The following is a 9275-nucleotide window of genomic DNA, read 5'->3' as shown; positions in this document are numbered from 1 at the left end:
CCCCAGAGCAAGGCAATCCAGCCGGCAATGGCCAGATAGGGTCCGAAGGGGATCGGCGTCGAGGTTTTCTCGTCGCGCAACCGCAGCAGAATCACCCCGACAATCGCGCCGACCAGCGATGACAACAGGATGGTCAGCGGCAGAATCTGCCAGCCGCCCCACGCCCCGAGCAGCGCCAGCAGCTTGAAGTCTCCGTGACCGATGCCGTCCTTGCCGGTCAGCAACTTGAACAGCCAGAACACCGACCACAGCGCCAGGTAACCGGCCACTGCTCCCCACAGCGCGTCGTGCAGCGGCACGAACAGACTGAAACTGTTGACGATCAACCCCAGCCACATCAGCGGCAGCACCAGTACATCGGGCAGCAGTTGATGCTCGGTGTCGATCAGGCTCATCGCCAGCAAGCCCCAGGTGAGGACGATCAACAGGGCGGCTGGCCAGCCGAAGCCCAGGTGCCAGGCAATGAACGCTGACAACAGACCGCACGCCAGTTCCGTCAGCGGGTACCGTTTGCTGATGGACCCGCCGCACGCCGAGCAGCGCCCGCGCAGGCACAGATAGCTGACCAGCGGAATGTTTTCCCAGGCGCGGATCCGGTGCGCGCAGTGCGGGCATTCAGAGTGCGGCAGCATCAGGTTGTAAGTCGGCAGCGGCGATCCGCCGGGCAGACCGAGAACGTCCTGCGCCTGCTGGCGCCAATCGCGCTCAAGCATTTTCGGCAGACGCCAGACCAGCACATTGAGAAAACTGCCCACCACCAGACCCAATAGCAGGGCGGTGCACACAAAGGCCAGCGGATACAGACTGAAGAGTTCGTCGATAGGCATGTCAGATCGCTGAGCCGAGTTGGAAGATCGGCAGGTACATGGCCACCACCAGACCACCGACGATCACGCCGAGGACCACCATGATGAACGGCTCCATGAGGCTGGTGAGGTTGTCGACCATGTTATCCACTTCGTCCTCATAAAAACCTGCGACCTTGTCGAGCATCTCGTCGAGCGCACCGGACTCTTCACCGATGGCGGTCATTTGCACGGCCATATTCGGAAAGACCCCGGTGGTGCGCATCGAGAAATTCAGTTGCATGCCGGTGGACACGTCCTGGCGAATGCGCAGCACTGCGCGTTTGAACACCACGTTGCCGGTGGCCCCGGCCACCGAATCGAGTGCTTCCACCAGCGGCACACCGGCGGCAAACGTGGTCGACAGGGTACGGGCGAAACGAGCGACAGCGGACTTGTACATCAACGTGCCCACCAACGGCAGTTTCAACAGCCAGGTGTCGCGACGGTCGCGCAACGCCTGGGACGTTTTCAAGGCATGGCGGGTACCGAAAAACGCTGCCACCAATGCCCCGAGAATCGCCCACCACCATTGCTGCATGAACTCCGAAAGGCTGATCACCATCAGCGTGAAGGCCGGCAGTTCGGCACCGAACCCGGAGAACACCGACTGGAATTGCGGCACTACTTTCACCAGCAGGATCCCGGTCACGACGGCCGCTACCAGTACCACGGCGGTCGGATAGGTCATGGCCTTCTTGATCTTGGCCTTGAGGCTTTCGCTTTTTTCCTTATAGGTGGCGACGCGATCGAGCAACGTATCGAGTGCGCCGGACTGCTCGCCGGCATCCACCAGGTTGCAATACAGCTCGTCGAAATATTTCGGCTTCTTGCGCAGGGACGTGGCGAAGCTGTTGCCGGCCGCGACCTCCTGTTTGACCTCATCCACCAGTTTGCGCATGGCCGGGTTTTCGAAGCCTTCGCCAATGATGTCGAACGACTGCAGCAGCGGCACGCCGGCCTTCATCATCGTTGCCATCTGCCGGGTGAACAGGGCGATGTCCTGAGCCTTGATGCGTTTGCCGAAGCTCAACAGCGAGGCGGACTTCTTGCGTACCTTGCCGGGGTTGATGCCTTGCTTGCGCAATTGCGCCTTGATCAGTGCCGGGTTTTGCCCGCTCAGTTCACCGGTGACCTTGGTGCCTTTACGGTCCGTGCCTTCCCAGGCGTAGACGCTTATTTTTGCTGCCTTGACCGCCATGTTCAGTCCTTGGTGACCCGGTTGATTTCTTCAAGGCTGGTGATGCCTTGCATGGCCTTGCGCAGGCCCGACGTGCGCAGGTTGTCGAAGCCGTCGCGGCGCATCTGGGTGTCGATTTCCAGCGAGTTGCCTTCGGCCATGATCAGCCGTTGCAGCTCGGGGGTGTTTTTCACCACTTCATAAATCCCCACGCGTCCCTTGTAACCGCCGTTGCAGTGATCGCAACCGACCGGCTCATAGATCGTGAAACTGCCGATCTGTTCCGGTGGGAACCCTTCCTTGATCAGGGTTTCGCGGGGGATCTCGATCGGCTTCTTGCAATGACTGCACAATTTGCGCGCCAGGCGCTGGGCAATGATCAGGCTGACCGAGGTGGCGATGTTGAAACCGGGAATGCCCATGTTGTGCAGACGCGTCAGGGTTTCTGCAGCGCTGTTGGTGTGCAGGGTCGAGAGCACCAGGTGACCGGTCTGCGCTGCCTTGATGGCGATCTCGGCGGTTTCCAGATCGCGGATTTCACCGACCATGATCACGTCCGGGTCCTGACGCAGAAACGAGCGCAGGGCCTGGGCAAAATCCAGGCCTTGTCTGGGATTGACGTTGACCTGGTTGATACCTTCCATGTTGATCTCCACCGGGTCTTCAGCGGTGGAAATATTGATGTCGACGGTATTGAGAATATTCAGGCCGGTGTACAGCGACACGGTTTTTCCTGACCCGGTCGGGCCTGTTACCAGGATCATGCCCTGTGGTTGCTTGAGCGCCGCCATGTACAGCTCTTTCTGCGCTGGCTCGTAACCCAGTGCATCTATGCCGATCTGCGCGCTGGACGGGTCGAGGATCCGGATCACCACTTTTTCGCCCCACAGGGTCGGCAGGGTGTTGACCCGGAAATCAATCGACTTGCTCTTCGACAGGCGCATCTTGATCCGCCCGTCCTGAGGTTTGCGCCGCTCCGAGATGTCGAGACTGGCCATGACTTTCAGGCGTGCGGCGATGCGCCCGGCCAGTTGAATCGGTGGCTTGGCCACCTCGCGCAGAATGCCGTCGGTGCGCACCCGCACCCGGTAGTTCTTTTCGTAGGGCTCGAAGTGCAGGTCGGAAGAGCCGCTCTTGATCGCATCGAGCAACATCTTGTGAACGAAGCGCACCACCGGCGCATCGTCGGCGTCGAGCCCGCCGATGGCGTCCTGCTTGCTGTCGTCGATGGACTCGACATCGAGGCCGTCGAGATCGACATCGGCCATGTCTTCCAGGCCACTGGCATGGGTATCGAAGAACTTTTCGATGGCATCGGTGAGCTTGTCGTCCTCGACCAGAATCGCTTCGGTGCTCAACCCGGTGCTGAACTGGATATCGTTGATCGCTTGATGATTGCTCGGGTCGGAAATGCCCACGAACAGTTTGTTGCCACGCCGCCACAGCGGCAGGGCGTGGTGCTGGCGTACCAGTTTTTCGCTGACCAGCCCTTTGGGCTGGGTTTCCTTGTCGAGGCAATTGAGGTCGAGGAACGCCATGCCGAAATGCTCGGAAGCGATCTCGGCCACCTGTGAGCTTTTCACCAGTTTGTTCTGCACCAGATAACTGACCAGCGACAGGCGATTGCGCTGGGCCTGTTGCCAGGCTTGCTGGGCGCTTGTCTCCGTCAACAGTTGCGCCTGCACCAGTTGCTTGGCCAGACCGCTCAGAGCGATGTCATTCATGGGGATTCCGCACGCTTGCCGTTCATGACTTATAGCCTAGTCAAGTGACAGCGCCAAACACGGCCGGCGCAGGTGACAAAAAGTGTCAGATAGTGCGGTTGCAGGCTGTAGGAAATGGCGTTGCAGGCGCTTCGCGTCGAATGAACGGGGCTTTGCAGGCATTGGCATGGCCTATGCTCCGTCCCTTGCAGATCATGAGAATTCGACTCATGCATGGAGCGTGTCTATGAAAAAACAACAAGGTTTCACTCTGATCGAGTTGCTGATCGTGGTAGCGATCATCGGGATTCTGGCGACCATCGCCTTGCCGCAGTACACCAAGTATCAGGCGCGGTCGAAGGTGACGGCGGGGCTGGCGGAAATCAGTGCGCTGAAGGTGCCTTTCGAGGACACCATCAATCAGGGGACTGACCCGACCAGTACCTTGGTCACTGGCGCTGCGACGTACACCACGACCAATTGCGGCACGGTGAGTGTGTCGGGCACGGCGTCATCCGGGGCCGGCACCATTGTTTGCACATTGGCCAATGCGCCGGGCCCTGTGTTGGGCAAAACCATCACGCTGACCCGCACGGGCGCTGCGACAGGGACTACGGCCGGGGTCTGGAGTTGTGCCTCTACCGTCAACCCCGATTACGCGCCTAAAGGTTGCCCGGGCAGCGGGGCTTGATACAGGCCTTCGTCGAATAAAATGCCCCGCTTTGCGGGGCATTTTCATTGCCTTTCCCCAAATAAAAGTTTCAATAATTTCAGCGTCTTAGGAACTTTTCAAAAAACCGCAACTTGCATGCGACTTTACGTCGAGTCATGCAAATTGCATGAATCCGGAAATTTACATAATTCTTAACTCATTGATTTTTATGATTTTTTATCATTGTCAAAAGTTGGCACAACGTTCGCAACTACCTGAGTAACCCTGCTGACAAGACAACCAGCAGACTTTCCAGAAAAACAGGAGTTACTCGTATGAAGAAGTTCGCTATCACTGCCGCTGCTGCTACCGCGCTGACCCTGACTATGGCCTCCGGCGCATTTGCACAAACCACCCAGTCGACCCAGGCTCCAATGACGCTGGCCGCTGGTGAGATGACCAAGGCTAAAGAAGCTACTTCCGATACCTGGATCACTACCAAAGTCAAAAGCGACCTGGTAACCGAAAAAGGCATCCCTGGTACTGACATCAAAGTCGAAACCAACAAAGGTGTTGTATCGCTGTCGTCGACTGTAGCTGTAACTGAATCTCAGAAAGCTACCGCTGTAGCGATCACCAAAAAAATCAAAGGCGTCAAAGCGGTTTCCGCTGACGGCCTGAAAGCCGAGTAAGGCATGACTTCTCGCCTGGACCGGGAGAAGGCGCGACAGACGGGCCGAGTAATACGTCTGCCGCAACTTTAGAGTTCATGCGAACGGTCACACGGATGTGACCATTGCGGGCCCCGGCACTTGTGTCGGGGCCTGTTCTATTTCAGGAGCACCACAAAACAGCTGTAGGCGTGAGCAGGCTCACTCCTGCAAGGGCAATCGGTGCGGCTCAGTTACCGCGCTTGCTGTTGATCTGCCGCAGGCGATTGCCTTCAAAGCGCAGGTACTGGTACATACCGTTGCTCGGGCCGTAGGTCCATTCCTCGACCTGAAACTCTTCGCGGCGATTGGCGCTGCGCTTGTAGCCGAGGGCATCGCGGCTGATCGGCTCGCCACACTTCTGCAGCACTTCGCTGGCGCGGTCGCCGAGGCTGACCAGCTGGCTGCCGCAGCGTAAAGTGTCGGACGCCAAGGCATGGCCCACAGTGAACGTCAGTAGCAAAGCGGGTAGCCACTTGATGTTCATCATTCGGCATCCAGGTGCATTTGCGTCACGACCCGGCCATCGCTTTCGGCTTCGCCCAGGTTGGCGTCGATGAAGTAAACGCGGTCGTCCGCCAGTTGGCCTTTGTCGACGAGGTAATCCTTGATACTGCTGGCGCGGTCCTGGCCCAGTTGACGCAGCAGTACATCACTTGCGCCCCAGAACGTGATCAAGCCTGCACGCATCTTCGCCGTGCGTTCTTCCTTGCCCAGATCCTTCCATTCGGCGGGCGGCTGGGTTTTCAGACGCGTGCGGTAGATGCCTTCGAGCAACGGACCTTTCTCGTCGTCCGGTACTTGCAGGAGCGACGCCTGAGCCGGCACCTTGTCGCCGCGGCGCTGGAGCATCTTGTAGTAGTTGTACTGGTATTCGCGTTCCAGCCGTTGCTCGGCAAGCAGCGGGCCGTCGCTGCTTTTGGCGGCGGTGCCTTCGATTTCCAGGCGCAGGGCCGGGCGTTCCTTGAGCGCCTTGGCCAACTTGTCCAGTGCAGCTTCGGCATCCTTGCTCAGTTCACTGGAGCCCGGCGCGAAGGACACGGTGCCGAGGTCTTCGGAACTGCCACCGCTGATCAGCCCGCCAATCATCTTGAACGGCGCCGCAGCGGCTTTGACAATCAGGTTGCGCAAGGTCTGCCAGACAATCGGCATCACGCTGAACTGTGGATTGTTCAGGTCGCCGGTCACCGGCAGTTCGATGGAAATCTTGCCATCGACGTCCTTGAGCAAGGCGATCGCCAGTTTCAACGGCAGGCTCACGGCATCCGGACTGTCGACTTTTTCACCCAGTTGTAGCTGTTCGACCACCACTTTGTTCTCGGCCTTGAGCTGGCCCTTGGTGATCAGGTAATGCAGGTCGAGGTTGAGCCGGCCCTTGCGGATGCGGTAGCCGGCGAACTTGCCGGAGTAGGGCGTCAGGGTGGTCAGCTCGACCCGTTTGAAGCTGGTGGCGATGTCGAGGCTGGCCATCGGGTCGAACGGGTTGACCGCCCCTTTGATGGTGACCGGTGCATAGCGGTCGACCTTGCCTTTGATGTCGACGCTGGCCGGTTTGGCCTGGCGACTGTCGATGGTGCCGATCTGGCCATTGAGCTGTTGAATCGCGGTGGCGAAATTCGGCGTCAGGCTGAAGTCGGCGAAGTTGGCTGAACCGTCATTGATGGCGATGCCGCCGATGTGAATGCCCAGCGGTTTGGCGTTGCCGGCCGGTTTGGCAGCGGTGCCTTTCGTCCCGCTGTCGGCGGGCTGCGGGATCAGCAGGTCGTCGATGTTGGTCGTGCGATCGTCGTTGATCATGAACCGCGCATAGGGCTGGAACAGGTTGACCTTGTCGATCGACAGGCTGTCGCCGTGTTGATAGTTCAGGCCTTCGACCACCACTTGTTGCCACTTGAGGAAGTCGCGGGTTTTCAGAGTGTCGAGGGTGTGCAACTGATCTATCTGCGCACGTCCGGTCACGCTGAGGGCCAGCGGCTCGGTGCTCTTGAGGTTGACCTTCAGATCACTGCCGAGCATGCCGCTGCGCAGTTCGAGGCGAATGAATGGGTTGATGTAGGACTGGGCGACGCGCAGGTCGATGTCCTGGGTTTTGACATTGAGCTGCGCGGTGACCGGGGCGAGATTGACGGTGCCGTCGGCCGTGATCTTGCCTTGTTTGCCCAGGCCGCTGTCGAGTTTGAGCTTGAAGGGCGAACCGTTGAGGCTGTCGAAATCCTGCAGATCGACATTCAGCGGCGTGACATCCAGGGCCACCGCCGGCTTTGCAGAACGGTCGGCGAGGTGGACCGTGTAGTTACGCAATTGCACGTCTTTGAGCAGCACTTGCCAGGGCTTGCTCGGTGCCGGCGTTGCTTTCGGCGAGTCGGCGGCTGCCGGGGTATTGGCAGGTTCCGCTGCCGCTTTGGCAGCTGGCCTGGAGGGTTGGCTGGCGAACAGTTTCTGCCAGTCCAGTTGACCGTCGGCTTCGAGCGCGGCCCAGGTTTCCAGTTTGTTGCTGCGGATTTTGCCGACCACCACTTGCTGTCTGGCCAGGTCGATCGAGGTTTCGCTGACATCGAGGCGTTCAAGTCTTGCCAGCGGGCGTCCGTCCGGTGCCTTGATCGCGAACGGCGCAATGCTCACTGTTACGTCGTTCAGCAGCAGTTCGGTTTCTTTCGACAGATTGAGTTTGTACGTGGTGCTGAGGCTGAGCACACCGTCTTCGAGCACCAGCGGCACGGCGTCACGCACATAGGGCCAGAAGGCTTTCATCTTGCCGTCGGTGATTTTCAGTGTCCCTTCGGAGGTGAACGGGATCAGGCTGAAGTTGCCCTTCCAGTCGATCTGCCCACCCGCCGGGCCGACCGCTACGAGCGTCATGTCGGCATTGTCTTCGGGCAGGGTGCTGAGGTTCTTCAGTTCGAAGTCGAGCTTGTCGTAGAGGAACTCGATCGGCTCGCTCGGCCGGGCGTCCTCGAAATGCACATTGCCGCCGGCCAGCTGGATGCGGTCGATGCGCAGCGGGAACGGCTTGGCGTTCGGGTCGGCCGGGGTCGGTTCGCTGGCGGGGAGTTTGAACAGGCCCAGCAGGTTCAGCTGACCGTCTTTGGCGAAGAGGATTTCGGTCTTGGGTTTGTCCAGTTCGATGTCGGCCAGGTGCAGCGCTTTGGTCCACAGGCTGTCGAGTTGCAGGTTGGCGTAGAGCCGCTCGAAACCAACCTGTTCCTTGCCCGGTTCACCGATGACCAGGCCCCACACTGTCACTTCGAGGCTGAACGGATTGAGTTCGATGCGCTGGATATGCGCAGGCAGCGTGGCGTAGTGGGCCAGTTGCTGGTTGGCCACGCGCAGGGCGATGCCCGGCAAAATCAGAAACCCCAGCAAGCTGTAGAGGGCCAGAGCGGTCAACAAGGCGCCAATCGCGCGAATCAATCCTTTGGGCATGTGCGGCTTCATCTGTCTGAATCGGAGTGCCTTGGAGTATGGCACGCGATTCCGGTTCCGAAGTACATCCGAGGGTGCAGGATTGTTCAGATTGTTCTGTAGGATTAAATCCCATGAGGGAGCGAGCCTGCTCCCTCATTGGACAGTTGTTAACCGCAGGGAAGGGTTACAACTGCAGGATCAGGGTTTTCAGCGGCGGTTGCTGGTCCATTGACGGGAAGTCGGCGCCGGGGGTCATGACGCTCCATTCGCGTACCGGGCGTCCGGCTTTCTCGGCACAGCGCAGCACTTGCTCGCGCCAGTCGGCCATGCTGACTTTCGCCAGGTTGTTGCAGCAGATCAGCACGCCGTTGTCGGCGGTGGTCAACAGGGCCGGCTTGAGCAGGCTCTGATAGTCGCGCAGCAGGTCGACGGTGCCGAACGCACTCTTGGCCCACGCCGGCGGATCGAGCAGCACCAGATCGTACTGACGCTGTTCGAGGCGCTGGTAGCTCGGCAGTTTCTGTCCGCGTCGCTGGCTGACCGGCAGACCGGCGAGCTGGCGGATCGCCGGGAAGTAGTCGGACTGGATGAACTCCATCTGCGGCAACTGCGGATTGAGCAGACCGTTTTCGCGGCCGACCGCCAGATTGCCTTCGGCGAAATCCAGATTGCACACCTCACGCGCGCCACCGGCGGCGGCACTCAGGCCAACGCCGCAGGTGTAGGCGAACAGGTTGAGCACGCTTTTGCCCCGAGCGTGATCCTTGACCCAGCCGCGGG

The 9275-nt window shown here is 59.5% G+C and carries 8 protein-coding genes; 2 read left to right on the top strand and 6 right to left on the bottom strand.

Annotation, left to right across the window (positions count from 1 at the left end; translation table 11 throughout):
- The 3 genes from DBR24_RS28235 to pilB form a co-directional block, all read right to left on the bottom strand.
- A partial coding sequence (locus DBR24_RS28235) for an A24 family peptidase (RefSeq protein ID WP_146189138.1) occupies window positions 1–827 on the bottom strand: 827 nt, incomplete at its 3' end.
- 1 nt (window position 828) lies between these two features.
- Window positions 829–2046 carry a type II secretion system F family protein gene (locus DBR24_RS28230; protein WP_123464072.1) on the bottom strand — a complete coding sequence of 406 codons (1218 nt, stop codon included), beginning with the start codon at window positions 2044–2046 and terminating at the stop codon, window positions 829–831.
- Window positions 2047–2048: 2 nt separating this feature from the next.
- Window positions 2049–3749, bottom strand: coding sequence for a type IV-A pilus assembly ATPase PilB (pilB, locus tag DBR24_RS28225; RefSeq protein ID WP_128616342.1), 1701 nt, complete (start codon window positions 3747–3749; stop codon window positions 2049–2051).
- 226 nt (window positions 3750–3975) lie between these two features.
- On the opposite strand from pilB, the gene DBR24_RS28220 reads away from it, so the two are divergent.
- Both DBR24_RS28220 and DBR24_RS28215 read left to right on the top strand, forming a co-directional pair.
- Window positions 3976–4419, top strand: coding sequence for a pilin (locus tag DBR24_RS28220; protein WP_128616341.1), 444 nt, complete (start codon window positions 3976–3978; stop codon window positions 4417–4419).
- A gap of 296 nt (window positions 4420–4715) precedes the next feature.
- Window positions 4716–5072, top strand: a complete 357-nt coding sequence (locus DBR24_RS28215; RefSeq protein WP_128616340.1) for a BON domain-containing protein — start codon at window positions 4716–4718, stop codon at window positions 5070–5072.
- 208 nt (window positions 5073–5280) lie between these two features.
- On the opposite strand, the gene DBR24_RS28210 is transcribed toward DBR24_RS28215, so the two are convergent.
- The 3 genes from DBR24_RS28210 to DBR24_RS34180 form a co-directional block, all read right to left on the bottom strand.
- Window positions 5281–5577 carry a DUF2845 domain-containing protein gene (locus tag DBR24_RS28210; RefSeq protein ID WP_128616339.1) on the bottom strand — a complete coding sequence of 99 codons (297 nt, stop codon included), beginning with the start codon at window positions 5575–5577 and terminating at the stop codon, window positions 5281–5283.
- Complete coding sequence (locus DBR24_RS28205; RefSeq protein ID WP_128616338.1) at window positions 5577–8525, bottom strand: DUF748 domain-containing protein; 2949 nt, start codon at window positions 8523–8525, stop codon at window positions 5577–5579. Before DBR24_RS28205 ends, DBR24_RS28210 begins: the two co-directional genes overlap by 1 nt.
- Before the next feature lie 154 nt (window positions 8526–8679).
- Window positions 8680–9275, bottom strand: a 596-nt coding sequence (locus DBR24_RS34180) for a class I SAM-dependent methyltransferase (protein WP_256591928.1), incomplete at its 5' end; no start/stop codon positions are given.

It is taken from the genome of Pseudomonas sp. HMWF006, from assembly GCF_003061205.1.
GTDB classification, from domain to species: domain Bacteria; phylum Pseudomonadota; class Gammaproteobacteria; order Pseudomonadales; family Pseudomonadaceae; genus Aquipseudomonas; species Aquipseudomonas monsensis.
Note: the sequence above shows the minus strand (reverse complement) of the source record. Positions and strands in the feature narration are given on the sequence as shown.

Excerpts from the sequence above, each read along its gene's own strand:
- DBR24_RS28230 (WP_123464072.1), bottom strand. The coding sequence starts at position 2,046 with ATGGCGGTCAAGGCAGCAAAAATAAGCGTCTACGCCTGGGAAGGCACG.
- pilB (WP_128616342.1), bottom strand. The coding sequence starts at position 3,749 with ATGAATGACATCGCTCTGAGCGGTCTGGCCAAGCAACTGGTGCAGGCG.
- DBR24_RS28220 (WP_128616341.1), top strand. The coding sequence starts at position 3,976 with ATGAAAAAACAACAAGGTTTCACTCTGATCGAGTTGCTGATCGTGGTA.
- DBR24_RS28215 (WP_128616340.1), top strand. The coding sequence starts at position 4,716 with ATGAAGAAGTTCGCTATCACTGCCGCTGCTGCTACCGCGCTGACCCTG.
- DBR24_RS28210 (WP_128616339.1), bottom strand. The coding sequence starts at position 5,577 with ATGAACATCAAGTGGCTACCCGCTTTGCTACTGACGTTCACTGTGGGC.
- DBR24_RS28205 (WP_128616338.1), bottom strand. The coding sequence starts at position 8,525 with ATGAAGCCGCACATGCCCAAAGGATTGATTCGCGCGATTGGCGCCTTG.